The following is a 24466-nucleotide window of genomic DNA, read 5'->3' as shown; positions in this document are numbered from 1 at the left end:
GCCGGGAGCCACCGTTATGAGCATGAATCCGGATAATCTTGCAAAGCAGGTGGAGGAAACCGTGAAGAAGGTCGGGAATCCACCCATTGATCAGTGGGACCCCGAGCTTTCCGGGGATATGGATCTTCGCATCAGCCGCGATGGTCAGTGGATCTTCAAAGGCGAGCCGCTGGCTCGAGAAGCGATTGTACGTCTGTTTTCCACCATTCTCCGCCGGGAAAGCGACGGCGAATACTACCTGGTGACGCCCGTTGAAAAGTGGCGCATCCAAGTCGAGGATGCGCCGTTGCTCGCCCATTCCCTGACCGTGACTGGAGAGAGCGACCGTCAGGTCATTTCCCTGACCACCAATGTCGGCGAAACCCTCGAGATTGGCCAGGACCATCCACTGGAAGTGACTACCTATCCGGGCTCCGATGAGCCAAGACCCGTGGTAAAGGTTCGCCATGGGGTCGAAGCGCGACTGGTAACCGCAGCCTATTACGACCTGGCGGAGCATGTTGTGGAACGGAATGAAGACGGACACCCGGTTCTTGGGGTATTCAGCCACGGAATTTTCTACAAAATCGGGCAGGGTGGTTGAAAACCCGTACCACGGCCCCAGAATTACGGTAGAAAACGCATTAGCTCAGTTGTTAAACTGTGTTTTCATACTTGTTATGAGCCTGGCTCTCTAACGAGGCCCGGTGGTCGTTAGTCCCTCTGTTCAGTCTGGCTGTTCACGATCACTTTCGATTGCCTAAATCAATTAAACAGTCATTGCGGACACGCAAGGAGATCACATGGCCCAACCTCGTGTTGTCACCATCCATTACACGCTCACCAACGATCAGGGAGAGCAGCTTGATTCCTCCCGTGTAGAAGGTCGTGAGCCTCTGTCTTACCTGGAAGGTGCACAGAACATTATCGGTGGACTGGAAAGTGCACTGAACGAAAAGAACGCAGGCGATCAGGTTAAGGTTTCTGTAGAACCTGCTGAAGGCTACGGCGAAGTTAACGAAGAGCTGATCCAGCCGGTTCCGCGTTCTGCATTTGAAGGCGTCGATACCATCGAGCCGGGCATGCAGTTCCAGGCGCAGACCCCGGGCGGCCCCCAGGTCGTTCGTGTGGTAGAAGTTGGCGACGAAACCGTCACCATCGACGCCAACCATCCGCTCGCTGGCCAGACTCTGCACTTCGACGTAGAAGTGGTAGAAGCTCGCGACGCGACTGACGAAGAGCAAGAGCACGGCCACGCTCACTAAGCTTTTCTGAAGCGCAACGAAAAACGGTTCCCTCGGGAGCCGTTTTTTTATGCCAAAAAAAACGGCCCGCGAGGGGCCGTTTTCTACCGGAATCCGGACTTACATGTTCGGATAATTCGGGCCACCGCCCCCTTCCGGAGTTACCCAGTTAATGTTCTGTGCAGGATCCTTGATGTCGCAGGTCTTGCAGTGAACACAGTTCTGGGCGTTGATCTGGAAGCGCTTTCCGCTGCCATCGTCTTTCTCGACAACTTCATAAACACCAGCCGGGCAGTAGCGCTGCGCAGGCTCATCGTATTTAGGCAGGTTGTCGCGGATCGGAAGTTCCGGATCGGTCAGTTTAAGGTGAACCGGCTGATCTTCCTCGTGGTTGGTGTTTGAAATGAACACCGAGGACAGACGATCGAAGGTCAGGGTGTTATCCGGCTTGGGATAGGTCACCTTCTTGCACTCGGCTGCCGGCTTCATGGTGGCATAATCCGGAGTGGTATCGTGGAAGGTAATCGGTAGGCTGCCGCGCAGGATGTTCTGCTCAAAGTAGGCGATGGCGCCACCGACTATATTGCCGAACTTGTGCATCGCCGGGCCGAAGTTACGCTCTGCGTATAGCTCCTTGAACAGCCAGCTGTCTTCAAATTTCTTCTGGAAGCTGCTGATCTCTTCGCCGCTCTTGCCGTCCTTCAGCGCTTCGAAAACTGCCTCGGCGCCCAACATGCCGGACTTCATGGCGGTGTGGGAGCCCTTGATCTTGGAACCGTTCAGCGTGCCCGCGTCACAGCCCAGCAGGAGACCACCCGGGAAGCTCATCTTGGGCAGAGCGTTGTAGCCACCCTTGGTAATTGCACGGGCGCCGTAGGAAACGCGCTTGCCGCCTTCGAGGTGTTTCTTGATTTCCGGATGCAGCTTCAGCCGCTGAAATTCCTCAAACGGGCTCAGATGCGGGTTGCTGTAGGACAGATCGGTGATCAGGCCCACATATACCTGGCCATTCTCGAGGTGATACAGGAAGGAACCACCGGTGGAGCCAGTTTCTTTCAGGGGCCAGCCGGTGGTATGAACTACGAGGCCCGGCTCGTGTTTGGCCGGATCAATATCCCACAGTTCCTTGATACCGATACCGTAGTGCTGCGGGTCTTTGCCTTCATCAAGCTTGAACTCGTTGATCAGGCGCTTGCCCAGGTGACCGCGGCAGCCCTCGGTGAACAGGGTGTACTTCGCGCGCAGTTCCATGCCGGGCATGTAGCCGTCTTTTTCGGAACCGTCGCGGGCCACGCCCATATCGCCGGTAATGATGCCTTTTACCTGACCGTCTTCAATGATGGTTTCGGACGCGGCAAAGCCGGGATACACCTCAACGCCAAGCTGTTCGGCCTGTTCGGCGAGCCAGCGGCACAGGTTACCCAGGCTGATAATGTAGTTGCCATGGTTGTGCATGTTCTTGGGCACAAACGCATTCGGGATCTTGGTGGCGCTGTCCTGGTTCTTCAGCAGGAAAATGTCGTCCCGGGTAACGGGCGTGTTGAGCGGAGCGCCTTTCTCTTTCCAGTCCGGGAAGAGTTCGTTGAGGGCAGTGGGCTCGAATACGGTACCGGCCAGAATGTGGGCGCCGATCTCAGAACCTTTCTCTACAACGCATACGGTGAGTTCCTCGCCAGCTTCCTGTGCCAGTTGCATGACACGGCACGCTGCCGACAGGCCCGCCGGGCCGCCGCCGACGATCAGAACATCAAATTCCATCGATTCGCGTTCCACGTTGGTCTCCTCAAACATCTTTAATGGATATTATGTGCCCGCAGGCCAATTATTCTGGGCCGCCATCATACCGGTAAAAGTGCCTATAGACGACTGCCCCAAGCCGTTTGTCCCGACTTGCATAACCAAAAGGATACCGCATTTGAAGAATCAAACAAACGTTTGTTTGAAATTCGCCCTGTCCTTTGGCATTGTAAGAGCACACTGAAACATCGTGTGTTTTGAGTCGAAATCTAGTATCGTCTCATTGCCGTCCCCGGTCAATACCGGGGAATTGGCTGAAAGTTCAGTCCTGGCGCGTCGTTTGAGGCTATTGATTCTGCCGTGTGTTGCCTCCATCATTAGTGCGCATTGAATTTCGGCAGGCTCTGCGCGAGGACTGCAAGTCATAAACCCATCGTAGAAGAACGAGGAATCTATGAAGGTTCTGGTCGCTGTAAAACGAGTAATCGACTACAACGTAAAGGTGCGCGTCAAGCCGGACAACACCGGTGTTGACCTCGCCAACGTCAAGATGGCAATGAACCCGTTCTGCGAAATCGCGGTAGAAGAAGCCGTTCGCCTGAAAGAGAAGGGTGTTGCCAGTGAAATCGTGGTGGTATCCATTGGCCCGAAAGCCTCCCAGGAGCAGATTCGTACTGCGCTGGCGCTGGGTGCTGACCGTGGTATCCACGTCGAAACGGACGAGGAGGTTCAGTCTCTCGAAGCGGCCAAGCTGCTCAAGGCTGTTGTTGAGAAAGAAGAGCCGAAGCTGGTCATTCTTGGCAAGCAGTCCATCGATTCCGATAACAACCAGACTGGCCAGATGCTGGCCGCGCTGACCGGCATGGGTCAGGGTACTTTCGCTTCCGAAGTGGTTGTTGAGGGCGACAAGGTTAACGTAACCCGCGAGGTAGACGGTGGTCTGATGACCGTTGCTCTGAACCTGCCTGCGGTTGTCACTACCGACCTGCGTCTGAACGAGCCGCGCTACGCTTCTCTGCCGAACATCATGAAGGCGAAGAAGAAGCCGCTGGACAACATGAGCCCGGCTGATCTGGGTGTCGACATCGCTCCGCGCCTTTCCACCCTGAAGGTTGAAGCGCCTGCTTCCCGTCAGGCGGGTGTGAAAGTGGCCGACGTTGCCGAGCTGGTCGATAAACTGAAGAACGAAGCGAAGGTGATCTAAATGAGCATCCTTGTAATTGCTGAACATGACAACAGCAGCCTGAAACAGGCTACCCTGAATGTTGTAGCGGCTGCCAAGGCCATCGGCGGAGACATCGACGTACTGGTTGCCGGTGAGAACTGTGGTGCCGTTGCTGAAGCAGCTGCGAAGGCCGAAGGCGTTAACAAGGTGCTGGTTGCCGACAACGCTGCTTATGGTCACTTCCTGGGCGAAAACCTGGGTGAGCTGGTTGCCGAAGTAGGCAAGGGCTACAGCCATATTCTCGCCGCCGCTGGCACCGTGGGCAAAGACTTCATGCCGCGCGTTGCTGCGCTGCTGGACGTTGCCCAGGTTTCCGACATCATGCGCGTGGAGTCCGAAGACACCTTCGTTCGCCCGATCTACGCTGGTAACGCGATTGCCACTGTAAAATCCAGTGACAGCATCAAAGTCGTTACTGTTCGTCCGACTGCGTTCGACCCGGTTGCTGCTGAAGGTGGCTCCGCTGCCGTTGAACAGCTGGACGTTGTAAAAGACGCTGGCCTGTCCCAGTTCGTTAGCGAAGAGCTGGCCAAGTCTGACCGCCCTGATCTGGCAAGCGCCGGTATCGTGGTTTCCGGTGGTCGCGGCATGCAGAACGGTGACAACTTCAAGATGCTGGAGCAGGTAGCCGATCTGATGGGTGCTGCGGTTGGCGCATCCCGTGCTGCTGTCGATGCCGGTTTCGTGCCGAACGACATGCAGGTTGGCCAGACCGGTAAGATTGTTGCTCCGCAGCTGTACATCGCCGTGGGTATTTCCGGTGCCATCCAGCATCTGGCCGGTATGTCCGATTCCAAGGTGATCGTTGCGATCAACAAGGATGAAGAAGCACCGATCTTCCAGGTTGCTGATTATGGTCTGGTAGCGGACCTGTTCGAAGCCGTTCCGCAGCTTGAAGAAGAGCTGAAGAAAGTTCTGTAACTTTCTGCCTGGCTTGAGAAAAGGCACCTTCGGGTGCCTTTTTCTTTTGGGTGAAGCCAGAATACCTGCCATGATATCTGACCCCCACGGTTGAACCGGATATACAAACCATGACCACAATGCCGTTTGATGCCTTAGCCTGCCCACTGGACGGCTGCCCACTGGCGCCCAGCGAAAAGACCTGGCGTTGCGAGAACGGACACAGCTTCGACGTTGCCCGGCAGGGCTACGTGCATCTGTTACCCGTTCAAAAGAAACGTTCCCTGGACCCGGGTGATAGCAAGGAAATGGTCGCAGCCAGACAACGGTTTCTGAATGCAGGGTTCTACACAAAGATCGCCGAGGCTGTGAGCAATCAGGTATTGCAGTGGCTCCCGAGCGAGGGCACTGGATCGATTCTGGACGCAGGCTCTGGTGAAGGTTATTACCTTCGACACCTCGCGAGCTTGGCTGGCGCCAGAGATATCTCCATGATCGGCGTCGACATCTCCAAGTGGGCGGTTCTGGCCGCGGCCAAACAGGACAAACAGACCCGGTGGGTGGTTGGCAGCAATGCCAACCTGCCAATACTGCCAGAATCCCTGGATCTCGTGCTTTGCCTGTTCGGTTTTCCGGTTTACAGCGAGTTCGCCAGAGTGCTCAAGACTGGCGGGAAGGTGATGCAGGTGGATGCCGGTGCAGACCATCTTCGGGAACTGCGTGAAATCATTTATCCCGAACTGAAACCACCCGCAGACACTGAGATAGTTGATCCCGAGGGCTTCCGGACCCTGGATTCGACCGTGCTAAGGTTTCCGTTGAGTCTTCCGGACCAGGACAGCATCGCCGATCTCCTGGCCATGACACCCCATCTTTATCGGGCCAACTCGGAGGGCCTTGAGAAGGCTGCTTCGCTCGAATCACTGGTGGTGACAGTCGACGTGGTTCTGAAATGCCTGGAAAGGCGTTAACCCCCGAATTTCATTGACCGTCGTCGGAACCCTGAGCCTTGCCGCTCTTGCGGGAGGCGAGCCGCCTTTCTGCTTTCCCGATGATCAGGGTATCGGCGAGGATGTGCAGGGCCTTGTTGGTCGTGCGCACGGTCTTGTAGATCTGTTGACTCTTCTGGTCATGGGTGGCCCGAGCTTTGCGGGCAGTCTGCCGGAACTCTTCATCCTTCGAGAACAGATCAATCAGCCCGAAAGTCGTGTTCGAGATTGCTTTGTGCAGCTTTTCTACGGCGCTCGCGCCACCCGAAACCGAGTCCTCCAGCAACCGCGCCCGGTTCCGGACCTCGAGAAGATCCATTCTGCTTTTCTGGATGGCACTGTGCGCCGACACACGATGGGAATTGAGAATCCGTGCTTCACGGCGACAGAGCAGCAGCTGCCAGTAGGCGATGCAGAATCCGCAAAAGGCCAGTAGCAGCAACAATACGATTGCGGCCAGGTTCATGATGGGGCCCTCCAGTCACACATTGCGATCATCGATACTCAATCTGCATATCCACGTCGATTTCGCGCTCTGTCATTTCTTCCTCAAGTTCTTTCATCACTTCCTGGTACACCATTTTGCGAACCATCACGGGGAGTTTGTCGGCAAGCACTCGGGCAGAGCGTGACTCCCGCTTGGCCAGGGCAATCGGATCCAGTACCCGAAGCGTAATAACCAGCTCCGGTTCCTGCTCGGAATCTGCGATATCGTCGTTCTCCATCATTCGGGCGATCACTTTGCGCTGTTCAAGAACCTGCCAGCAGACAAAGCCGCTGAACAGGACAAGCAGGATGCTCAAGACTGTTAAAAAGGTGATCAATTCGAACCTCCGGAAATCGTTTTCTTGCTCTGCCTGCCAGTGTGCCCCAAGCAGTATGACAAACGATTGGCCGTGAAGACGGATTTCCCGGTGTTGCCGGGAAAGTAGAACGAGCGCTCAAAACTGTTAACATTGGTTGCAGTTGTTCAATGAGCTACGCAGAATCAACGGGTTAAGGCCGACTATTCATACCAACAGAGGATTGTTCATGGTTTGGTTCAAGGCGTTTGCAAGTGGTTTTCTCGCAACCCTGGTGTTTCATCAGGGTCTGTTCGCACTGTTCTGGCTAGGGGGCATCGTGCCCGCAGCGCCCTTCAACCTGTCACCGGTGCCGCCGCTGGGTGTGCCCCAGGTTGTGTCATTGGCGTTCTTTGGTGGCCTTTGGGGCATGTTGTTGTGGCTGATCCTCGGGCGCCTGGCAGGGGTGAAGTTCTGGCTGGGGCATGTCATTGTAGGGGCTGTAGGTCCCACCGCAGTCGCCATGCTGGTTGTATTCCCCCTGAAAGGGCTAGATGTCTCGGCCCAGACCTGGGTGGGCGGCTTGCTCCTCAACGGTTTCTGGGGCCTGGGTGTTGCCGTATTCATGCGTCTGATGGGCGAGAAAGCAGTTGCCGGGCTCCGCTGAAATACCATTGATTCGTTATCAATTTCTGTTGTCATCACTGTTTACTAAGGAAGAGCAATGACCAAATCCGCAGAAACAGCCCATGATCTGGTGGTGTTCGGTGCCACCAGTTTCGTCGGCCAGATTCTTACCCGTTACTTGCTCGAAACCTATGGCGTGGGCAAATCGGTAAAATGGGCGATTGCCGGGCGCTCCGAGAGTAAGCTCAACGCGCTCAAGAGCGAACTTGGCGAAAAGGCCAGCGCTGTTCCGGTGATTCTGGCTGATGCGTCCGATGAAGACGCTCTGAAGGCCATGTGCGAGCAGACCCGGGTAATCATTTCCACCGTCGGCCCCTATGCCCTTTATGGTGAGCCGCTGGTCCAGGCCTGCGTGCGCAGCGGCACCGACTACTGCGATCTGACCGGTGAAGTTCAGTGGATTGCCAAGATGGTGCAGCGCTACGAGGAGGAAGCGAAAGCGTCCGGTGCGCGCATTGTTCACTGCTGTGGATTTGACTCGATTCCGTCTGATATGGGCGTCTGGTTCCTGCAGAACCAGGCAGAGCAGACCTTCGGCGAACCATGCCGGGATGTCCGCATGCGGGTAAAAACCGCCAAAGGCGAATTCTCAGGCGGCACCGTTGCCTCCCTGATGAACGCAGTGAAGGAAGCCTCGGCCGATCCAAAACTGCGAAAACAAATGGCCAATCCGTTCTCCATCTGCCCGCCGGAGCATCGCTCCAAGACCCGTCAGCCCAGCCTTAAAGGCGCGGAGTTCGACAAGACCTTCAACGCCTGGCTTGCGCCTTTCGTAATGGCAGCGATCAACACCCGGGTGGTACACCGTTCCAACGCTATGCAGAACGCGCGCTATGGCAAGGAGTTCACCTACGACGAGGCCATGATGACCGGTCGTGGTACCAAGGGACGTCTGGCAGCCTATGCCGTCACCGGTGGCCTGGGGGCATTCTTGATGGCCTCGGCCATCAAACCGACCCGCTGGCTGGTGGAAAAGTTTGTGCCGCAGCCCGGTGAGGGACCGAGCCCGGAAGCCCAGAAAGCCGGATTCTATGATCTTCGTTTCGTTGGTCGAACAGAGGATGGCAAAACCATCATCACCAAGGTGACTGGCGATCGGGATCCGGGCTATGGCTCCACTGGCAAAATGTTGGGCGAGGCAGGCATGTGCCTGGCGTTCGATATTCCGGCGGAGCAGCCGGGCGGGTTCTGGACGCCGGCCTCTTTGCTGGATGGCAAGCTGATGGACCGGCTCACCAGCAAGGCGGGCCTGACCTTCGAGGTGCTCGAAACCCGCTAACCGCTCAGGTAAATCACACGGTCGGTGCCCGGCAGGGCTTCCGACCCGTGTGCCAGGCTGATCACGGTTTTTCCTTCCAGAAGTGTTTCCATCCGTTTTGACACCCGCCCCCGGGTTTCGGCATCCAGGCCGGTAAACGGCTCATCCAGTATGACCAGCGGGGCTGGGTTCAACAGCACCCTCGCGAGGGCCACACGCCGGGCTTCACCGCCGGAGAGTCGGCTGCCGGCACTGCCCAGCCAGGTATCGAGCTGATCCGGTTCTGTGGCGAAGCGCTCAGCCAGTTCCATCTGCTCCAGAATGCCCCACAGTTCGGTATCCGACGCCTCAGGCGAACCCAGTAACAGATTGGCTCTCAGGGTGTCCTCGAACAACACGGTTTTCTGGGTAAGATAGACGCAATCTGTTCGAGCCAGGCTGCCGTGGGCATGGCGTAACAGGCCGGCGAGCACATCCGCCAGAGAGGACTTGCCGCTGCCGGAATGGCCGAGAATCCCAACCCGCTCGCCGCTCTCAATCTCAAGATTGAAGCGGGTGAACAACGGCGCGTAACCACTGTGTTTGACCGAGATATTTTCGGCGAGCAGTGCCGTCTCTGGCGGCAGGCCTGCTGCTTTTGGCGTACCCGGCTGTTTGTCCTCCCGGCAATCCCGGTTCAGCCGCGATGCTGATGCCAGGGTGGCTCCGAGTTTCCCGAAAGCGTCGGGCAGCATGGCGTAGACCTCTGCCAGGCCGAGCAGGGCAATCGGCAGCAAAACCAGCACCGGGCCGGACACGGTGCCAGCCTGGAACAGGGCGAAACCCGCCCAGAGCGCCACAACCGCAGAAAGATTGACCAGCAAATGAGAGCCTGCCAGATGCCAGCCGACCCGGGTATCGGCCTTCGCCTGCTCGGAGGTAACCTGATGCGCCTGACGCATCAGCCAGGCCGCATGTTTACCGGTCCGCCCGGCAGCGGTCAGCTCCGGGAAACCCTCAATGTGCTCAATCACGGCCGTGCGCAAATCCTCCTGCCGGTCGCTTTGCCGGGCAGAAAGGCGCCAGGTTCTCAGGTATACGCCAACGGTGGCGATCAACAGAGCAATTACCAGTAACAGACCAACCAGCAATGCCGTCCCGACATCAAACAGCACGGCGGCAAGTACCACGACCGCAAGGGTGACAAGGCCAGCCAGCGCTGCAGGCGCGATCAGCCGCAGGTACAGCGTATCCAGGGCATCCACATCACTGGTTAGCCTCGACAGCCACTGGGCGCCGCTCAGTTCGCCACGGCGAATACGACTGGCCTGTGACAAACGCCGGAACAGGGCCACGCGGATATCCGTGAGCAGACGCAACACAGTATCGTGATTGTAGACCCGCTCCAGATAGCGGAACACCGTGCGGGAGACGGCAAAGAAACGGATGGCACCGCCGGGAACATACAGATTGATGGTCGCGGCGACACCGGCCGCCAGAAGCAGACCCACTAAGGCAGTTTCGGTGATAAACCAGCCGGAAACCGCCAACAGGGCTATACCGGAGAGCAGGGTGGCCAGAATCAGAAAACCACCGACAACCAGGCGACCGGGGCGTTTGAAAATCAGGTCCAGCCAGGGTTTCAGTTCACGCATCGCGAACCTCCCCGCCGGACACCAGCAGCACTCGGTTGGCCAGAGTCAGGAGAGCCTGGTGGTGGGTTGAGAAAACCAGGGTTTTACCGGCTACCGCCAGTTTATGCAGGGCCTCTAATACAAACACCTCACTGTCGCTATCCAGACCCGCAGTCGGTTCATCCAGCAGGATCAGATCGTAATCCGCCAGAAAGATACGGGCGAGACTGAGACGCCGGGCCTGGCCGCCGGAGAGTCCCTGACCCTCTTCCGACACCGGGCTGTAGATTCCCTGTTGCCGGCTGTCCAGCAGGGAGCCAAGGCCCACGTTACGCAGCGCCGTTTCAATGGCAATATCGGAGGCATCCGGAGTAGTCAGTCTGAGGTTATCGGCCCAGGTACCCTGAACCAGAAAACCTTTCTGCCCCAGCCAGCCAAACCGGAAACTGCCCGGTGCTTCGCCGAACAGATGAACTTCACCGGTGTCCGGCGCCATGAAGCCGGCCAGAAGATGTAGCAGGGTGGATTTGCCACCGCCGGAAGGGCCGGTCAGGGCAATCACTTCACCTTTCTGGATGGTCAGGGACAGATCTTTCAGCACCGTTTGGTCGGTCCGGAAACCTTTACCGACGGCACGCAGCTCAATCCGGTCTTCCGAACCCTCGACCGACGCCATCTCTGATGCGGTTTCAAAGTTCACCGGCAGATCCAGCCGCTCAAGTATCTCTGAGCCGGCGCCCATGGCCGCGGCGCGATCGTGGTAATGCTGGGAGAGCGTGCGCAGCGGCTGGAAAAACTCCGGGGCCAGCAACAGGATCAGCAACCCGGAAAACAGGGTCAGATCCTCGGAAGGGCCGTAGGTGATATAGCCAAGCAGACCAAACCCGATGTAGATGGCGATCACGGCGATGGCCACAGAGGCAAAGAACTCCAGAACCGCTGAGGACAGAAAAGCGACCCTGAGCGTTTTCATGGTAATGCGGCGGTAGTGATCAGAGCGCTTGCGAATGAGCTCCGCAGCGCCGGCCGTCTGGCCGAACAGCTGCAGGGTGGTCAGGCCGCGCACCTTGTCCAGGAACTGGCCGGAAAGCCGGCTGATGGTTTCAAAGTGCTGCTGGTTCAGTTTCTCCGCGCCCATGCCCACCAGGGCCATGAACAGGGGAATCAGCGGCGCGGACAGCAGCAGGAAAATGCCGGCCAGCCAGTCCAGCCAGAACACCAGGGCCAGGATCAGCAGCGGCACAATCATCGACAGGGTCATCTGCGGCAGAAACCGCGCAAAGTAACCGTGCAGGGCTTCCACATGGTCAATCCACTCCCTGGCCAGGGTGCCAGCGGAAGACTGGCCCAATTCAACCGGGCCTGTGGCCTGCCAGTGTTTGTGGAGCTGTCGTCGGGCATCCCGGCGAACCTGTTCGCTGCAACGCGCCGCAAACCGGGTCTGAAAACCCTGGCCCAGCGCACGAACAACCAGCGCCAGGATCAGACCGAGAAAGAGGGGAGTGAGGTCCGCAACCGGGACCTCGTCAATGATGCCCAGGTGGATAATCCGGGCAAGCAAAACCATCTGAATAATGGTGGCAATGCCGGCAACGGTGCCGGCAGCCACGGTACTTCGGATCCACAGGCGACTGCCACGGGCCAGATCCGCAAGCCATCCTTTGACGGCTTTCTGATCGGCGGCGGAGGTATTCTCTCCGCCCCCATTGGCCGATGGCTCCGCCACTTAGTGATATCCCTCGCCGGCGCGTACCTTGCCGCGGAAGACCCAATAGGTCCAGGCGGTGTAGACCAGCACAATCGGAATCACGAACAGCAGACCCAACAGGAGGAACAGCTGGGATTCATAGGCGGAGGCTGCCTCCCAGAGCGTGTATTCCGGCGGGACCACATAGGGCCAGCGGCTGACCACCAGGCCCAGATAGGTGGTGATGAACAGGCCCATGGTAGCCACGAACGGCATGCCGTCTTTGCGATCACGAACCGAACGGTAAATCTGGATAGCACAAAGCAGTGTCAGAACCGGCAGGACCCAGATAATGCTCAGGTTGGAGAACCAGCGCTCACGCACCATTTCATCCACGAAGGGCGTCCAGACGCCGATGATGCCAAAGACCACCAACACCGCGAGGAGCAAGGGCAGGGTGATCTTGTAGGCCCACTGCTGCAGATTCCCCTCGGTTTTCATGATCAGCCAGGTGGAACCCAGCAGGGCATAGCCGGCCAGCATACCCAGACCCGTGAGCACGGTGAACGGCGTCAGCCAGTCCAGCGCGCCGCCAACATAGACGCCATTGGCGGTTTCAAAGCCCTGGATATAGGCCCCGACCACGGCGCCCTGGGCAAAGGATGCAACTGTGGAGCCGCCGGCAAACGCCCAGTTCCAGAGATAACGTGACGTACGGGCCTTGAACCGGAACTCAAAGGCCACGCCCCGGAAAATTAGCCCGGCCAATAGCAGGAATACACCTATATAGAGTGCCGGCAGGAAGATGGAATACACCATGGGGAAGGCGGCCAGAAGACCGGCGCCACCGAGCACCAGCCAGGTTTCATTGCCGTCCCACACCGGGGCCACCGAATTCATCATGGTGTCGCGGGCTTCCTCGTTCGGAGCAAAGGGGAAGAGAATGCCCACGCCCAGGTCGAACCCGTCCATCAACACATACATGATGATGCCGAAGCCGATAATGAATGCCCAGATAAGAGGCAGATCAAACAGTTCCATAATCAGTGACCTCCCTGGTTGACGGGCTTGGCAGTACCAACAGTATCGTCAGAATTGTGGTCAATTTCGAAAGGCACGTGTGCAGCGGAGAACGGACGCTTGGGTCGATCTGCCTCGTGTTCGTCCTCATCACGGTCTTCAAGACCGACATACAACACACGCATGAGGTAGTAGACACCGGCAGAAAACACCAGAGCGTACACAACGATATAGCCGATGAGCGTGAACAGCGCCATGCCGCCGGTCAGCGACGGGGTCAGGGCCTCGGCCTGGGTCATCTGGCCATACACCAGCCAGGGCGCGCGGCCCACTTCGGTTACGAACCAGCCGGTGAGTACCGCAAAGAAGGGCGCAATGCTCATAAAACGCATCCCCTGCAGGAACCAGTTGGTGCGCCAGTACCTGCCGCCGGCACGCAGAACCAGGCCGGTTACCGCGAAGGCGATCATCAGCAGGCCAATACCTACCATGATCCGGAAGGACCAGAACACAATCGCCACCGGAGGCTGCTCTTCAACCGGCACTGCGCTCACACCCGGCACCTCTCCGTCCCATTCATGGGTCAGGATGAAGCTGGCCAGGCTGGGAATACCGATCTCGTACAGGTTCCGCTGGTTTTCCTGATCGGGAATGGCGAACAGCAGCAACGGCACATTGCGGGAGGTTTCCCAGTTACCTTCCATGGCCGCAACCTTGGTGGGCTGGTGCTCCAGGGTGTTCAGACCGTGGAAATCACCCAGCACCGCCTGAGCAGGAGCAATGAACAGCAAAAGCCACAGGCACATGGACAGCGCTTTCTTATTGGCCTCCACCTCGCGACCCCGCAGGAGATACCAGGCGCTCACGCCGGCCACCACGAAGCCGCCGGTCAGGAAGGACGCCAGCGCCATATGGCCAAAGCGGTAAGGGAAGGACGGGTTAAAGATCGCCTCGCTCCAGGAAGTCACATAGAACACGCCATCACGGAGTTCGGTGCCCGCGGGAGTCTGCATCCAGCTGTTGGCCGAGAGAATCCAGAAGGAGGAAATAAAGGTACCCGTCGCAACCATGATGGCGGCAAACAGGTGAACGCCAGCCGGCACCTTATCCCGGCCGAAGAGCAGCACCCCGAGGAACGCCGCCTCCAGGAAGAACGCCGTAACCACCTCATAACTCAGGATAGGGCCAAGGAAGTTGGCCGAGGCCTGCGCGAAATTGCTCCAGTTGGTTCCGAACTGGAACGACATCACGATGCCCGACACCACCCCCATACCAAACACCACGGCAAACACCTTGGTCCAGAAGGCAGAGAGCTTCACCCACACAGGATTCTCGGTTTTGAAGGCAAGGCCTTCGAGTACCGCGATGTAGGAAGCGAGGCCGATGGTAAACACCGGAAAAATGGCGTGAAATGACACCACGAACGCGAACTGGATTCGCGATAGGATGAGAGGATCAAGTTCCATGGGAACCCTCCGGTAACGATCACATCATAACAAACGGGCCCAGCGAACCCGTTCAGCCGCTGCCTTAGCTCTGATTGTTATATTGTTATTACCGGCAGATGGTTACTATGCTACTAAATAAGCTAGCAGTTTCGATAGGGCCGATTGTCGCACCCTTGATTTAAAACAATTATGGTGATGCCGATGAGCTTTTACGAAGACAGAATACTGCCTCACATCATAGACCGGGCTTGCTCAATGGGCCAGGTGATGAAACTTCGTAGCCAGGTGGTTCCCCATGCCAAAGGTGTGGTTCTGGAAGTGGGTATGGGCTCGGCCATCAACATGGAATTCTACAACGCCAATAATGTCGATATGGTGTACGGCCTGGAGCCCTCAGAAGGCATGCGTAGAAAGGCCCAGCCCAACCTTGCCAAAACTCCAATAAAGGTTGAATGGCTGGATCTGCCCGGGGAGAAAATCCCTCTGGACGACAACTCCGTGGACACCGTTCTGCTGACCTTCACCCTGTGTACGATCCCCGACTGGAACGCCGCTCTTCAACAGATGCGCCGAGTGCTCAAACCCGGCGGTGAACTCCTGTTCCTCGAACACGGCGAATCGCCCCACGACGACACGAGAAAATGGCAAAACCGCATCACCCCGGGCTGGAAAAAGCTGGCCGGCGGCTGCCACCTGAACCGACACATCGCAGACCTGATCCGTCACGCCGGCTTTGAAATCCAGGAACTTGAAAACCTCTACATCCCCAAGGCACCGAAAATCGCGGGATACATCTATAAGGGCAGGGCGATCAACCCGCTAGAGACCAGCCCGGCAGCCTGATAGTGCGGGCAGAATCCGAATTGCGTTACCCCACGGAGACTTATACAATTCTGTCCGTCAAAACCTCCCCCGACTGCTCCGGTGGTGAAATTGGTAGACACAAGAGACTTAAAATCTCTCGACCGTTAGGTCGTGCCGGTTCGATTCCGGCCCGGAGCACCACCTTTGTTGTCAATGTCCCCAAGTGTTTTCTTGTGGTCCTCGTCAACCCGCAGGTATCGACGGCAAATGAGCAGTGATCGAAGCTCTCACGCCTGCCGTACGCTTTAACTCAATGTTTTCCGCATGAGGAGACAAACCGCCATGGCCGAAGTCGAAACTATTGGTAAGCAAATCGCATGTTACGTGAACGATCCCATCGAGAAAGCCAAGAGGCTGATCGTGACGCCAGTGGGGCAGGCGAGAATGATTGTCTGTACGCCATCACCCGGCCAGGGTGCCTCGTCGGCGATTGAAGCGGCAAACAGTCTGCTTTCGGAAGATGATCAGATAGCGCTGGTCGAAGATGTCAGTGAGCTGACAGATCCTGCGCAGGTGGTTTCCATCATCAATGATGGTGGTATCGAGACCGAAAAGGGGTTTCATGTGGCTTTCAGTCTTTCTGACGAGACGATTGCAAGGCAAGTGGAGAAAGAGCTCGACCTCAAGTCTTTACGGGGAAATAGCCCCGTCTGATGGATAGGCGGCCATTTGGCCGCTGCCACTATTTTTTCGACATTGCTTCCAGCATTTTGTTAACCGCTTCCAGGTGCTCAGGCTCGTTGTGGCACATGCCCTGGAAGTTGGCGCACACATCCAGAAAATCCTTCAGCTCCATCCTCGGTGCCATTTTCATCAGGCGTTTGGTGAGGCGAGTGGCTTTCGGTGGTTGGCTGGCCATGCGGTTTGCCATGGCATTGGCGGCGTTCATCAGTTCGTCCGCTGGCACCACCTCCAGAACAATGCCCAGCTCCTTTGCCTCGGTAGCATCGATCACCCGCCCGGTAAGCGTTAGCTCGAAGGCGCGCTGGTAGCCGATCAGGCGCTGCATGAACCAAGCGCCGCCGTCACCCGGAATGATTCCCAGGTTAAGAAAGGTTTCGCCGAACTTTGCGTTGTCCGAGGCAATGCGGATATCCGCCATGTTGGCCAAATCGAAGCCGGCGCCGATGGCCGGGCCGTTTACGGCAGCGATAATGGGCACTTCCACATTCTGCAGGGCCAGGGGAATACGCTGGATGCCTTTGCGGTAACGGTCGGCGCATTCGGCCACGTCACCGGCAAAATCGCCGCTGCGGTTGGTCATGTCCCGGATGTTGCCGCCGGCGCTGAACGCAGAGCCCGCTCCGGTGATCACCAGTACCGACACGTCTTCGCACTGGTTAACCCATTCCGCGGTGGTCACGATGTCGTCGATCAGGTTTGAGCCGGTCAGCGCATTGCGCAGGTCGTGACGGTTCAGAGTAAGCGTGGCGACACGGTTCTCGAGGGTCAACAGGGCATCGGTGAGCTTGGGTACGGTGGTCATTGTTGCGGTTCCTTGTTTTTGATCAGCGCGTATCTTCGCGCGCGGGAACCGGGTTAATCAACTGCCACCCGCGCTTTTCGGTACCGGCTTACTTCCGTCCAGCCATGCACCGCCAGGGCGGAGAATACAATAACACCACCTACCAGGCTGAGCTTTGGCGGTACTTCGCCGAGGAATAGCCAAACAAGGAAAGACCCGAACACGGTTTCCAGAAGCAGCATCAGGCTGACTTCCGCCGCCGGAATATAGCGGGGGCCAATCTGGATCAGGATGCACGCAGTGGGCAGGAACACAAGACAGAGCAGGGCGATAAAGAAGAAATCACGGGCCGAGGGCATCTGCGCACCACCAAGCAATGCCGCAACACCTGCCAACACCAGCGCGCCGAACATGAGCATCACGCTCATATCGCTGTCGGGTTTGGAGCGCGCTACGTTGAGGTTGGAGGCCAGGGCAGTGGCGGCAACCACGGCCATCAACAGACCCAGAGGGTCGCCCTTGCCGAATTCTCCCACGGCCATGAAGGTGGCGCCGGTGACGCACACCAAAATGACTACCCAGGTGCGAAGAGGCAGCGTTTCTTTCCAGACCGCCCAGGCAATCACGGCCGCGATGACCGGCGCGGTGTTCAGGATGACCAGCACATTGCCGGCGGCTGTGTTCTTCATGCCAACCACGAACCCAAGGGTACTGATGGCAAAGGCACCGGCACAGAACAGGCCTTTACGGCCGCATTTTCGAATTTCAGGCACCAGTCGGGAACGGTATCGCGCCCAGCTGATCACAAAAAAACTGATCGCCAGTAACAGGCCGCGCCAAAACAGAAAGACCACAGGATCCACGGAGGTGATTTTCACCAGCAACGCATCGGGCACGATAAACAGCACGCCCAGAGCTGCGATGGTCAGTCCTTTGATTCTGGTAGTCTGCAACGTGGCTTCGCCTGTTCCGGTGTGGTGGTTCGGTTAATTTATGGGTTGTCCTGTTCCGGCAGCGGCTGGATGCTGTTGATGTCGCCGGTTGGTGTTGCTGGATCGTCTTTTACGATTATGAAGACTGCTCCGCCGATAACCGCGATGGCGAAGATGGCTTTGAGGATCATTGATTTTGACATGCGTTATTCCTCTCTGCAGTTTTGGCTTCTACCAACAGCCTATGGGCAGCAGAGGTCTATAACAACCGCAACGCATTGAAAACTGAGCATCCTACAAAAGTCGCTTCGACAGTATAGACGCAGTCAGCAATACTCTGGGTAAGATTCCAGAATGCCCGGTGCAGCAACGATTCAAATGGAGTGTCCACATGACTGAACAAACACAAGAGCTGGTGCACAAGTACAGCGAAAATGGCATTACCACGCTTACACTGAACCAGCCGGAGAAGAAAAACAGCCTTTCCATGGCCATGCTCGAGGCCTTGTCTGAAGAGCTGGCGATCATCGCCTCCGATTCGAAAACGCGGGTTGTCGTCCTTGCGGCTCATGGCAACGTGTTTTGTGCCGGCCATGACCTCCGGGAAGTGCGTGAGCAGTTCGATAGCCATGAATTCCAGCTGGCCCTGTTTAACCAGTGTAGCAAGGTGATGCAGCAGATCGTGAACCTGCCCCGGCCAGTCATTGCGCGGGTTGCGGGTGTTGCGACCGCCGCCGGCTGCCAGCTGGTGGCCAGCTGCGACCTGGCCGTGGCGGCCGATACCGCCCGGTTTGCGACGCCTGGCGTGAATATCGGGCTATTCTGTTCCACGCCGATGGTGGCGCTGTCCCGGAATGTGTCACGCAAGCACGCGATGGAAATGCTGCTGACCGGTGAGATGATTGGTGCCGTGAAAGCTGAACGCATCGGACTGGTCAATCAGATTGTTGATGAGCAGCACCTGGACGAAATGGTTTACAAGCTGGCGCGTACCATTGCCGACAAGTCTGGTCATACCCTGAAGATTGGTAAGGAAGCCTTCTACCGGCAACTGGAAATGCCGCTGGAGGACGCTTATGAGTACACCTCAAAGGTGATGGCAGACAACATGATGGCGAACGACGCCCAGGAAGGTATCTGCGCATTTCTGGAGAAGCGCAAGCCAGAGTGGCAGGACAGCTGAACCGGTTGCTGAGACATTGCCCGGCCTAATTTGCGGGGCAATTGTCCTTTCCGATGGCGAGCCGGTCGCCCGTTCCGATTCCATGTTCCAGGAAAAAGCCGGCGTTCATCTCCACGGCCTCGATGAATGGCACACCGGCCGGGTAGGTGGGGCAACCGGATCCGCTGGCCGAGGGGCAGGGCACCATCTTGCGAATGCTGCCAATCTTGCCATCCTCGTTCAGGTAGGCGATGTCGAGGGGAATCAGGGTCTTGTACATCCAGAATCCGTGGCTGGCTGATCTCGGCTCGCGGTATTTAAACAGCATCCCGGCATCGGGAGCCATGGACGTACGGCCCATCAGTCCTTTCTGGCGTTGCTCGGAAGTGCCGGCAATCTCGAGTTGCACTGGCACCACGCCCGACGCAGACACAAAGCAGGCCTCGACAACCGGCAGGCCGTCCTGAGGCGCTGCAATGCCCGAGGAGCAGCCGTAGAGCAATAAGCTGGCTGCAAGGAGGGCCCAGACTTCCGCCCCCCGAACCGGGCTTGATGCGCAGGTCACGAGCGCAACCGGTAGCCGGTCTTGAAAATCCACCAGATGCCGACCATGCAGGCCGTGAGGAATACGAGGGTCATTCCCACACTGATGGCAATATGAACGTCAGACACGCCGTAAAACGCCCAACGGAAACCGCTGATCAGGTAAACCACCGGATTGAACAGGCTCACGGTCTGCCAGACCTCTGGCAGCATGTCGATTGAATAGAAGGTACCGCCAAGGAAAACCAGCGGTGTGACAATCATCATCGGCACGATCTGCAGTTTTTCGAATCCGTCGGCCCAGATGCCGATAATGAAACCGAACAGGCTGAAGGTCACCGAGGTAAGCACCAGGAAGGAGAGCATCCAGAAGGGGTGCAGTACGTCGTAGTCCACGAAGAACTTGGCGGTCGCCAGGATGATAAGCCCAAGAATGATGGACTTGGTGGCAGCAGCACCGACATAGCCCAGCACCACTTCCACATAGGAGACCGGGGCAGAGAGCACTTCATAAATCGTGCCCGAGAACTTGGGCATGTAGATGCCGAAGGAGGCGTTCGAAATACTTTGCATCAGCAGCGACAACATCACCAGGCCGGGGATGATGTAAGCGCCGTAGGCGATGTTGTCGATGTCGCCCATCCGCGAGCCAATCGCTGAGCCAAACACCACGAAATACAGGCAGGTGGATATAACCGGCGAGAGCACACTTTGCATCACAGTGCGCTTCATGCGGGCCATTTCAAAATTGTAGATTGCGCGGATACCGTACAGGTTCATGCATTTCTCCAGAATAGCCGGCAGTTTTACTCGTGCACCAGGCCGACAAAAATCTCTTCAAGGGAGCTTTCCCGGGTTTGAAGGTCTCGGTATTCGATACCGAGATCGCCAAGCGTGCGGAGCAATCGGGTTACCCCTGCCTGCTCTCGCTGGGAGTCGAAGGTGTATATCAGCTCGTAACCATCCTCTGACAGCTCTATCGGCTCCAGAGTCAGTTCACCGGGCACCTTGTCCAGTTTGTGCTGCAGCTGCAGTCGCAACTCTTTCTTGCCCAGCTTGGTCATCAACTGGGCCTTGTCCTCGACCAGAATGATCTCGCCACCGCGAATGACACCGATGCGATCCGCCATTTCCTCGGCTTCTTCGATGTAGTGGGTGGTGAGGATGATGGTCACGCCATGTTCCCGAAGTTTGCGCACCATTTCCCACATGTCCCGCCGCAGTTCAACGTCGACGCCCGCCGTGGGCTCATCCAGGAACAGTATCTGGGGCTCATGGGAGAGCGCCTTGGCAATCATCAGGCGGCGCTTCATGCCACCGGAGAGAGACATGATCCGGTTGTTGCGCTTGTCCCAGAGAGAAAGATCTTTCAGGACTTTCTCGATGTGCGCAGGTTTCGGCGCCTTGCCGAATAGCCCACGACTGAAGGAAACGGCATTCCAGACAGTTTCGAATGAATCGGTGTTGAGTTCCTGTGGCACCAGGCCGATGGTCTCGCGGGCCTTGCGGTAGTCTTTGACAATATCGTAACCGGCGGCCGTTACCTGTCCGGAGGAGGCATTGACGATACCGCAGATGATACTGATGAGCGTGGTCTTGCCAGCGCCATTGGGGCCGAGGAGGGCGAAGATCTCGCCACGGCGGATGTCCAGGTTAATGTCTTTCAAAGCCTGAAAACCGTCGCCATATACCTTGCTCAGGTGCTTAACGGAAATATCCGGCTGCACGGGCGTGTCCTGTGGTCAGAATGGGTCGAATTGAAGGCGCAGTATTTTCTCATGAGTAGCGCCAGTTTAGAAACCTTTGCCTCGGCCGGAGAAAACCCCATAATGCCGGCCGGGTTTGTTCGGGAAGCGGTTATGTTACGCGCGATTGCTGTTACAGGATTGATTCTGGCCGTGGTTGGTGCCGGTGTGTTCGGTTGGCGCCTGCTGGGAGACACTGGCAAAACGTCCGGCGGAGAAAGTCAGACCGTTCAGTGTGATCTGCTGGAAAGCGGTCCGTGCCAATGGTCGAATGGTTCCGGAGATTGGCAGGTTGCCCTCAACACCATGGGCGTGGGCGCTCAGGGCACCGAATACCAGCTAACCGTTGCTACACCGGAACGTCCGGAACGCTTTCTGGCTGTTCTCCGGGGCGAGTCCATGTACATGGGCGAGTACCCGGTGCCCCTCGGCAAACAGTCGGAAAACCAGTACTCCGCCCGTTTCACAGCGCCGTTCTGCACCGTGGATGGCAAAATGACCTGGCGCATTGATCTGCAACAGGGCCAGGAACCCATCGAAAACATCCCGGTTAAGCTGGTTTTCCAGGCCGAATAGCACCGGGACAGCTGAACCGACAACTGGTCGGCTGACAACGGTCCGGGATTGTGTAAAATCATCTCATCGCCATTTGCAGGGACAACGTGATGGATTACGGAGATAGCGTTCAGAAGGTTCTGCTCAGAAAAATCCGCAAAGCCGAACAGGATCTGATTCAGCTAAAGCTGGATTACTGCCGGTTTGTTTTCGGCCTGACTCATCGCGCGAAAGTGCTGGCCGGCGGCGTAACCTATGTGGTTCGTTCCGTGGATGTGGACAGCATGGCAAATACGGATGATGGCGGCTTCAGCCGGCCTGAAATAACCGGAACCCGAGTGGACGAACAGGATCATGCGGAACCCGTTGCCCTGGGTACCGACTGGGTACTTGAAACCGCAAACAAACAGGCTGCTAAATAAACGCGTTGGCAGTAATGGCGTCGTAAAGACTCGACGTGGGCGGTACGAAATGGTTGTATCGCCAGAACTCCGCACCTTCCAGACCCGCCCGGAAACAAGCCAGATAAACCGCACTGTCTGTTAATGTGCTGATCGCCTGCATCGCCTCCGGTTGACGCATCCCCGTTTTTCGATTGATGGTCTGGGCAACAATCCCGGCCAGTGCCTCGGAATGCCGACTGCCTTTGTCGCTCAGGGCGCACCCGGCACCGTACAGCCAAGCCGTGGCATAGGCTTTGACCGCATCGGGTGCGGTCGCTAGCGCCAGACCCTTTACACGGCAATCCCGTTCCTGGAGACCAGCCAGAATGTGCAATCGGGTGATGAGCTCAGCCCGGTCCGGAGCAGCTTCAGGAGTCGGCCTTCTGCTGGCAACCGGCCATTCGGAATTGTTTGAGGGCAGGTCGGTAGCCACCGTGTCCCTCGTTGCTGGCCAGATTTCCTGGCGACCGACTGCGATGGGTTCGGAACGCACCAGCGAGATAACCCGCACAGCCAACAGGACAAGCAGCGCCAGCAGCCCGACCTGAATGAAGAGAATCAACCCGTTAACCATCATCACCAGAACTCTGAATGTTGCAATAGGTGATCTGAGTGTAGCGGAATGTATCCTGGCAATACCGCCAACCGGTCGCCAATTACCAGTTTAGCGTTGGCCGAAATGACGGAACTGTGATGGGGATCGCAGTGCGGGTTAGCAGGTGGGCATGGTCTGCAAAGCCAGCTTGCGGCGAATATAGCGGCCGAGGATGTCTACGCCGATGTTAAGCATGGCCGTTATCAGGATCAGAACCATTGCCTGGTCGAACCGGATACTCTGTATCGCGCTATCAACGTAAAAGCCAAGGGTGTAGATGCCGAGAATACCAAGGATTGCAGTTTCTCTCATGATGATTTCCCAGCGATAAAATAGAAACGCCAGAAATGATCGGTAGATCCGGGGCACGAGTTCCCAGCTATAGCGATTAAAGCCTTTGGGAGCATCGGATCTCAAACGGATCGTGTTGGTTTGCCGGCCAATCAGGTGGCCTATGATGCCGCCATTGTGAAGGGCCAATGCAACCACCGCAGGAAGCATGGAAGGTCCCCAGAGTTGCAGGAGTATGTAGGCCAGGATGTACTCAGGGGTTGATCGGGCAATTACTAGAAAAATATGGCCGGAGGTTCGACGTATAGGGCCGCCAAAATGATTTGAGATCAGGGGGAACGCCAGCAGGGTGAGGATACCCGTGGCCACCAGCGCAATCTGAGTGAGAACCACAGTATTCCAGATGCCAGGCAGTGCCTGCTCGATCATCAGTTCATTCAGCCACGGTAAAAGGCCGGCCAGGCCCTCTCCATCCCTGAGTGGGCTGGGGACAATATCCTCGGTGAAAAACCGTTCAACATTACCCCAGACGATGGGCAAGCCATCGCCAAGGAAAAACGGAGCCCCCACGATATACACGGGTAACAACTTGGGTCTTACCCATAGTGGAATTGTGGCAATGAGCACGTAAAAGAGGATCAACATTGCGCCGGCGTCGGAGTACATCCCCTGGGAAAAAGAGGTTTCCAAATAAAACCCCAGAGTTGGCAGGCCCACAAATCCGAGTATGGCACTCGAACGCAGCCCGCATTCAAGGCGATAGGCGGTGTAGGTTCTCAATTGGACCCAGCAATCAGGAATCCTGGTATACAGAAACGCCGCGATAGTTCCTGTTCCCGGTGGCAAGAGCCTGCCCGGCTCCGGGTCAGCTTCCTCGAGAATCTCGGAGTAAACCTTGGCGAAGATGCCGGAATAAGGTATCGCAATCGCCAACACGCCCGTCAGGGGGTGGAAACCGAAAAACTGCAAAAAAATAAGAGCCCAAAAGAGCTCATGAATCGCCCTGATGAAAGCACAAAACACCCGCACCGGGAGGAATCGGTACGCCAGAGCCAGAAAAAATCCGCAAACCCCGCCAACGGTCACCCCAACAAAGGCGAAGGCCACTGTTCGCAATAAGGCGGTAAGAAGACCTTCGCTGCTGAAAAAGTTCGGAGTGAGTACACCCAGGAAAAAGTTGCCCAGATCCCGCCAGGGATTGTTTGCGGTGATCGCAATATCGGCAAACAGGAGCCCCACAAGCGCAATAGCAAGAAAGATCAGGCTGGTGCGAACAGTTGGGTAGGAGAGCATCGCTCGACA

Annotated in this window: 27 protein-coding genes and 1 tRNA gene; 13 read left to right on the top strand and 15 right to left on the bottom strand. The window is 57.0% G+C overall.

Annotation, left to right across the window (positions count from 1 at the left end; genetic code table 11):
* Positions 1-16: 16 nt before the first annotated feature.
* A complete protein-coding gene (locus tag AC13DD_RS04810) occupies positions 17-583 on the top strand; it encodes a DUF1285 domain-containing protein (RefSeq protein WP_008171634.1) in 567 nt (188 codons plus the stop codon).
* Positions 584-782: 199 nt separating this feature from the next.
* Positions 783-1244 (top strand): FKBP-type peptidyl-prolyl cis-trans isomerase, encoded by a 462-nt coding sequence (locus AC13DD_RS04805; protein ID WP_008171631.1) that lies wholly within the window; start codon positions 783-785, stop codon positions 1242-1244.
* 99 nt (positions 1245-1343) lie between these two features.
* On the opposite strand, the gene AC13DD_RS04800 is transcribed toward AC13DD_RS04805, so the two are convergent.
* Complete coding sequence (locus AC13DD_RS04800; RefSeq protein ID WP_273071141.1) at positions 1344-2996, bottom strand: 4Fe-4S dicluster domain-containing protein; 1653 nt, start codon at positions 2994-2996, stop codon at positions 1344-1346.
* 418 nt (positions 2997-3414) lie between these two features.
* Here AC13DD_RS04800 and AC13DD_RS04795 point away from each other — a divergent pair, with 418 nt between their 5' ends.
* From AC13DD_RS04795 to AC13DD_RS04785, 3 genes are all read left to right on the top strand, one after another.
* On the top strand, positions 3415-4164 hold the full coding sequence (locus tag AC13DD_RS04795) for an electron transfer flavoprotein subunit beta/FixA family protein (RefSeq protein ID WP_008171627.1): 750 nt from the start codon (positions 3415-3417) through the stop codon (positions 4162-4164).
* A complete protein-coding gene (locus AC13DD_RS04790) occupies positions 4165-5106 on the top strand; it encodes an electron transfer flavoprotein subunit alpha/FixB family protein (protein ID WP_069183602.1) in 942 nt (313 codons plus the stop codon). It begins immediately after the preceding gene.
* A 110-nt stretch (positions 5107-5216) separates the two neighbouring features.
* Positions 5217-6056 (top strand): putative RNA methyltransferase, encoded by an 840-nt coding sequence (locus tag AC13DD_RS04785; RefSeq protein WP_273071138.1) that lies wholly within the window; start codon positions 5217-5219, stop codon positions 6054-6056.
* 10 nt (positions 6057-6066) lie between these two features.
* On the opposite strand, the gene AC13DD_RS04780 is transcribed toward AC13DD_RS04785, so the two are convergent.
* Together AC13DD_RS04780 and AC13DD_RS04775 are read right to left on the bottom strand one after the other, a co-directional pair.
* Positions 6067-6540, bottom strand: a complete 474-nt coding sequence (locus AC13DD_RS04780; RefSeq protein ID WP_273071137.1) for a hypothetical protein — start codon at positions 6538-6540, stop codon at positions 6067-6069.
* Positions 6541-6568: 28 nt separating this feature from the next.
* On the bottom strand, positions 6569-6898 hold the full coding sequence (locus tag AC13DD_RS04775) for a hypothetical protein (RefSeq protein ID WP_041645222.1): 330 nt from the start codon (positions 6896-6898) through the stop codon (positions 6569-6571).
* Between the two features lie 208 nt (positions 6899-7106).
* Here AC13DD_RS04775 and AC13DD_RS04770 point away from each other — a divergent pair, with 208 nt between their 5' ends.
* Positions 7107-7523 (top strand): hypothetical protein, encoded by a 417-nt coding sequence (locus AC13DD_RS04770; protein ID WP_014577128.1) that lies wholly within the window; start codon positions 7107-7109, stop codon positions 7521-7523.
* Positions 7524-7580: 57 nt separating this feature from the next.
* Positions 7581-8822, top strand: a complete 1242-nt coding sequence (locus AC13DD_RS04765) for a saccharopine dehydrogenase family protein (protein WP_482930902.1) — start codon at positions 7581-7583, stop codon at positions 8820-8822.
* Here AC13DD_RS04765 and cydC read toward each other — a convergent pair.
* The 4 genes from cydC to AC13DD_RS04745 are packed head-to-tail and all read right to left on the bottom strand — an operon-like array spanning position 8819 to position 14587.
* Complete coding sequence (gene cydC / locus AC13DD_RS04760; protein ID WP_008171613.1) at positions 8819-10435, bottom strand: thiol reductant ABC exporter subunit CydC; 1617 nt, start codon at positions 10433-10435, stop codon at positions 8819-8821. The genes AC13DD_RS04765 and cydC overlap by 4 nt on opposite strands.
* The gene (gene cydD / locus AC13DD_RS04755) at positions 10428-12140 is read right to left on the bottom strand and encodes a thiol reductant ABC exporter subunit CydD (protein ID WP_008171611.1); all 1713 of its coding nucleotides are present in this window, start codon (positions 12138-12140) and stop codon (positions 10428-10430) included. The genes cydC and cydD overlap by 8 nt, the downstream gene beginning before the upstream one ends.
* Positions 12141-13142, bottom strand: coding sequence for a cytochrome d ubiquinol oxidase subunit II (gene cydB / locus AC13DD_RS04750; RefSeq protein WP_069183608.1), 1002 nt, complete (start codon positions 13140-13142; stop codon positions 12141-12143).
* Positions 13143-13144: 2 nt separating this feature from the next.
* Complete coding sequence (locus tag AC13DD_RS04745; protein ID WP_153633468.1) at positions 13145-14587, bottom strand: cytochrome ubiquinol oxidase subunit I; 1443 nt, start codon at positions 14585-14587, stop codon at positions 13145-13147.
* Positions 14588-14770: 183 nt separating this feature from the next.
* On the opposite strand from AC13DD_RS04745, the gene AC13DD_RS04740 reads away from it, so the two are divergent.
* From AC13DD_RS04740 to AC13DD_RS04730, 3 genes are all read left to right on the top strand, one after another.
* Positions 14771-15412, top strand: coding sequence for a class I SAM-dependent methyltransferase (locus AC13DD_RS04740; RefSeq protein WP_062784547.1), 642 nt, complete (start codon positions 14771-14773; stop codon positions 15410-15412).
* 75 nt (positions 15413-15487) lie between these two features.
* Positions 15488-15574, top strand: a tRNA-Leu gene (locus tag AC13DD_RS04735).
* A gap of 141 nt (positions 15575-15715) precedes the next feature.
* Positions 15716-16087 (top strand): hypothetical protein, encoded by a 372-nt coding sequence (locus tag AC13DD_RS04730; RefSeq protein WP_273071132.1) that lies wholly within the window; start codon positions 15716-15718, stop codon positions 16085-16087.
* A 28-nt stretch (positions 16088-16115) separates the two neighbouring features.
* Here AC13DD_RS04730 and AC13DD_RS04725 read toward each other — a convergent pair whose 3' ends face one another.
* Genes AC13DD_RS04725 through AC13DD_RS04715 form a run of 3 tightly spaced genes read right to left on the bottom strand, consistent with a single transcriptional unit; the run spans position 16116 to position 18033 of the window.
* Positions 16116-16919: an enoyl-CoA hydratase-related protein gene (locus AC13DD_RS04725; RefSeq protein ID WP_273071131.1), complete on the bottom strand. Its 804-nt coding sequence runs from the start codon at positions 16917-16919 to the stop codon at positions 16116-16118.
* A gap of 53 nt (positions 16920-16972) precedes the next feature.
* Positions 16973-17851 carry a DMT family transporter gene (locus tag AC13DD_RS04720; RefSeq protein ID WP_053115334.1) on the bottom strand — a complete coding sequence of 293 codons (879 nt, stop codon included), beginning with the start codon at positions 17849-17851 and terminating at the stop codon, positions 16973-16975.
* 38 nt (positions 17852-17889) lie between these two features.
* On the bottom strand, positions 17890-18033 hold the full coding sequence (locus tag AC13DD_RS04715) for a hypothetical protein (protein WP_008171599.1): 144 nt from the start codon (positions 18031-18033) through the stop codon (positions 17890-17892).
* Between the two features lie 188 nt (positions 18034-18221).
* Here AC13DD_RS04715 and AC13DD_RS04710 point away from each other — a divergent pair, with 188 nt between their 5' ends.
* Positions 18222-19013: an enoyl-CoA hydratase gene (locus AC13DD_RS04710; protein ID WP_008171597.1), complete on the top strand. Its 792-nt coding sequence runs from the start codon at positions 18222-18224 to the stop codon at positions 19011-19013.
* 25 nt (positions 19014-19038) lie between these two features.
* Here AC13DD_RS04710 and AC13DD_RS04705 read toward each other — a convergent pair whose 3' ends face one another.
* Genes AC13DD_RS04705 through AC13DD_RS04695 form a run of 3 tightly spaced genes read right to left on the bottom strand, consistent with a single transcriptional unit; the run spans position 19039 to position 21262 of the window.
* On the bottom strand, positions 19039-19590 hold the full coding sequence (locus tag AC13DD_RS04705) for a DUF192 domain-containing protein (RefSeq protein WP_227497774.1): 552 nt from the start codon (positions 19588-19590) through the stop codon (positions 19039-19041).
* On the bottom strand, positions 19554-20315 hold the full coding sequence (locus AC13DD_RS04700; RefSeq protein ID WP_008171593.1) for an ABC transporter permease: 762 nt from the start codon (positions 20313-20315) through the stop codon (positions 19554-19556). The genes AC13DD_RS04705 and AC13DD_RS04700 overlap by 37 nt, the downstream gene beginning before the upstream one ends.
* A gap of 26 nt (positions 20316-20341) precedes the next feature.
* Positions 20342-21262, bottom strand: a complete 921-nt coding sequence (locus AC13DD_RS04695) for an ABC transporter ATP-binding protein (RefSeq protein WP_008171591.1) — start codon at positions 21260-21262, stop codon at positions 20342-20344.
* 132 nt (positions 21263-21394) lie between these two features.
* Between AC13DD_RS04695 and AC13DD_RS04690 the strand changes: the two genes are divergently transcribed.
* Both AC13DD_RS04690 and AC13DD_RS04685 read left to right on the top strand, forming a co-directional pair.
* A complete protein-coding gene (locus AC13DD_RS04690) occupies positions 21395-21856 on the top strand; it encodes a hypothetical protein (protein WP_039881896.1) in 462 nt (153 codons plus the stop codon).
* An 89-nt stretch (positions 21857-21945) separates the two neighbouring features.
* Complete coding sequence (locus AC13DD_RS04685; RefSeq protein ID WP_008171587.1) at positions 21946-22257, top strand: hypothetical protein; 312 nt, start codon at positions 21946-21948, stop codon at positions 22255-22257.
* On the opposite strand, the gene AC13DD_RS04680 is transcribed toward AC13DD_RS04685, so the two are convergent.
* Together AC13DD_RS04680 and AC13DD_RS04675 are read right to left on the bottom strand one after the other, a co-directional pair.
* Positions 22250-22855, bottom strand: coding sequence for a hypothetical protein (locus AC13DD_RS04680; protein ID WP_273083859.1), 606 nt, complete (start codon positions 22853-22855; stop codon positions 22250-22252). The genes AC13DD_RS04685 and AC13DD_RS04680 overlap by 8 nt on opposite strands.
* A 135-nt stretch (positions 22856-22990) precedes the next feature.
* Entirely contained in the window at positions 22991-24457 is a 1467-nt protein-coding gene (locus AC13DD_RS04675; protein ID WP_482930901.1) for a PhnE/PtxC family ABC transporter permease, read from the bottom strand.
* Positions 24458-24466: the final 9 nt, after the last annotated feature.

It is taken from the genome of Marinobacter sp. L-13 (assembly GCF_056857715.1).
This window is presented reverse-complemented; position numbering and strand designations above follow the sequence as displayed.

Coding starts and splice junctions, on each gene's coding strand:
- AC13DD_RS04780 (WP_273071137.1), bottom strand. CDS start 6,540: ATGAACCTGGCCGCAATCGTATTGTTGCTGCTACTGGCCTTTTGCGGA.
- AC13DD_RS04725 (WP_273071131.1), bottom strand. CDS start 16,919: ATGACCACCGTACCCAAGCTCACCGATGCCCTGTTGACCCTCGAGAAC.
- AC13DD_RS04765 (WP_482930902.1), top strand. CDS start 7,581: ATGACCAAATCCGCAGAAACAGCCCATGATCTGGTGGTGTTCGGTGCC.
- AC13DD_RS04690 (WP_039881896.1), top strand. CDS start 21,395: ATGTTACGCGCGATTGCTGTTACAGGATTGATTCTGGCCGTGGTTGGT.
- AC13DD_RS04795 (WP_008171627.1), top strand. CDS start 3,415: ATGAAGGTTCTGGTCGCTGTAAAACGAGTAATCGACTACAACGTAAAG.
- AC13DD_RS04770 (WP_014577128.1), top strand. CDS start 7,107: ATGGTTTGGTTCAAGGCGTTTGCAAGTGGTTTTCTCGCAACCCTGGTG.
- AC13DD_RS04675 (WP_482930901.1), bottom strand. CDS start 24,457: ATGCTCTCCTACCCAACTGTTCGCACCAGCCTGATCTTTCTTGCTATT.
- AC13DD_RS04680 (WP_273083859.1), bottom strand. CDS start 22,855: ATGATGGTTAACGGGTTGATTCTCTTCATTCAGGTCGGGCTGCTGGCG.
- cydC (WP_008171613.1), bottom strand. CDS start 10,435: ATGCGTGAACTGAAACCCTGGCTGGACCTGATTTTCAAACGCCCCGGT.
- AC13DD_RS04700 (WP_008171593.1), bottom strand. CDS start 20,315: ATGAACCTGTACGGTATCCGCGCAATCTACAATTTTGAAATGGCCCGC.
- AC13DD_RS04745 (WP_153633468.1), bottom strand. CDS start 14,587: ATGGAACTTGATCCTCTCATCCTATCGCGAATCCAGTTCGCGTTCGTG.
- AC13DD_RS04715 (WP_008171599.1), bottom strand. CDS start 18,033: ATGTCAAAATCAATGATCCTCAAAGCCATCTTCGCCATCGCGGTTATC.
- AC13DD_RS04710 (WP_008171597.1), top strand. CDS start 18,222: ATGACTGAACAAACACAAGAGCTGGTGCACAAGTACAGCGAAAATGGC.
- AC13DD_RS04740 (WP_062784547.1), top strand. CDS start 14,771: ATGAGCTTTTACGAAGACAGAATACTGCCTCACATCATAGACCGGGCT.
- AC13DD_RS04810 (WP_008171634.1), top strand. CDS start 17: ATGAGCATGAATCCGGATAATCTTGCAAAGCAGGTGGAGGAAACCGTG.
- cydB (WP_069183608.1), bottom strand. CDS start 13,142: ATGGAACTGTTTGATCTGCCTCTTATCTGGGCATTCATTATCGGCTTC.
- AC13DD_RS04785 (WP_273071138.1), top strand. CDS start 5,217: ATGACCACAATGCCGTTTGATGCCTTAGCCTGCCCACTGGACGGCTGC.
- AC13DD_RS04790 (WP_069183602.1), top strand. CDS start 4,165: ATGAGCATCCTTGTAATTGCTGAACATGACAACAGCAGCCTGAAACAG.
- AC13DD_RS04805 (WP_008171631.1), top strand. CDS start 783: ATGGCCCAACCTCGTGTTGTCACCATCCATTACACGCTCACCAACGAT.
- AC13DD_RS04730 (WP_273071132.1), top strand. CDS start 15,716: ATGGCCGAAGTCGAAACTATTGGTAAGCAAATCGCATGTTACGTGAAC.
- AC13DD_RS04685 (WP_008171587.1), top strand. CDS start 21,946: ATGGATTACGGAGATAGCGTTCAGAAGGTTCTGCTCAGAAAAATCCGC.